Source organism: Haemophilus sp. SZY H56 (genome assembly GCF_054332415.1).
The window spans coordinates 1-1363 of record NZ_JBTGNX010000032.1; the positions used below are offsets into that span (position 1 = coordinate 1).

Here is a 1363-nt window from a genome sequence, read left to right on the forward strand (position 1 = left end):
ACAAGGCTTTGCAGATTTAAAGGTGATACTTTTTATGGTTAAAGGTGATACTTTTTATGGTTAAAGGTGATACTTTTTATGGTTAAAGGTGATATTTTTTATGGTATTGGTGAGATAGTAAGTGTATTATATCACCAATACCATAAATGCTATCACTTAAAGGATGTTTTATGAGCGATTTAATGATTAGAAAAGCTCACCCAATAATAGAGGCTGGCTACAAATTAACGATTGCGGAGCAAAGAATAATTTTATTGAGCCTTGCTCAGTTGGATAACCGGGATGCTGATCAAGCCAATGTGATTTTATACGTAAAAGATTACGCTAAACATTTTGGTATTTCTGAAAAGTTAGCATATAGCGAATTAGAGCGAGCATCTAAGCGTTTATATGATCGCTCTATCATTCTAAAGGGAGAAAATGAAACAACGGAGTTTCGTTGGATTGAAAGTCGCACCAGATATCATAAAGGGGAAGGGCGGATTTCTTTTGAATTTAGCCGAAGGGTTATGCCTTATTTATTTGAATTGGATAAAAGATTGGGTTTTACCCAATATGAGCTTTTAAGTGTAAGTGGTTTTAAAAGTGCGTATTCAATCCGTTTATATGAGTTAGCTGTAAAACTCTTAGGAATGAAAAATCAGAAGGTCGAAATAGATGAATTAAGACGTATCTTACAGTTAGATGACAAGTATCAAGAGTTTAAGATATTAAAACGAGATGTAATAAATCTAGCGTGTAATGAAATTAACGAAAAATCAGATCTTTTGCTCAACATTGAGCCTGTAAAACTTGGTCGTAAGATTGTAGCATTAGAGTTTCAAGTAGCCAAAAAAGTTAAATCTACCAATATTCCAAAATTGGACGGAATGCGAAAAATACATGGTGTTTTTGAAGAAATAAAACGCCCACAAGTAGTAAAGGGAAGTGATGCAGAAGGACAATGGGCAAGGGAAAACTTGAACCGTGCAATCAAACAAATACGAGAGTTGGGAATAGTGAAAAAAGGGATCATTATTGAGGAATGTTTTTCAATAATTCCTACTGAATGGCTGAAAGTTTTAGCAAAGTATTACGCTATAACAGACCGATATTCTGCTCGTGAGATTAACGAAATATTGAGTAAACGATGAAAAAATTACTAATAAATCAGGCCAGGTGTTTACTTTGTGGCGATATTGTAACATCAAAATATTCTCACGATTATGTAACGTGTAAGTGTGGAAATCTATCTATTGATGGTGGCAATGAATACCCGAGAAGATTGTATAACGAACCCAACTCTTATCAAGATTTATCAGAATACGACATTCGAAAATCTGATGACCGATAGCATAAATGTAAACATAAAAAAGCGATTGAA

Annotated in this window: 2 protein-coding genes; both read left to right on the forward strand. The window is 33.9% G+C overall.

Features of this window, described 5'->3' with window-relative positions; translation table 11 throughout:
* Positions 1-170 precede the first annotated feature (170 nt).
* Positions 171-1133, forward strand: coding sequence for a replication initiation protein (locus ACXVWP_RS11070; protein WP_369866972.1), 963 nt, complete (start codon positions 171-173; stop codon positions 1131-1133).
* Positions 1130-1333, forward strand: a complete 204-nt coding sequence (locus ACXVWP_RS11075) for a DUF7695 domain-containing protein (RefSeq protein WP_458473405.1) — start codon at positions 1130-1132, stop codon at positions 1331-1333. Before ACXVWP_RS11070 ends, ACXVWP_RS11075 begins: the two co-directional genes overlap by 4 nt.
* Positions 1334-1363 lie beyond the last annotated feature (30 nt).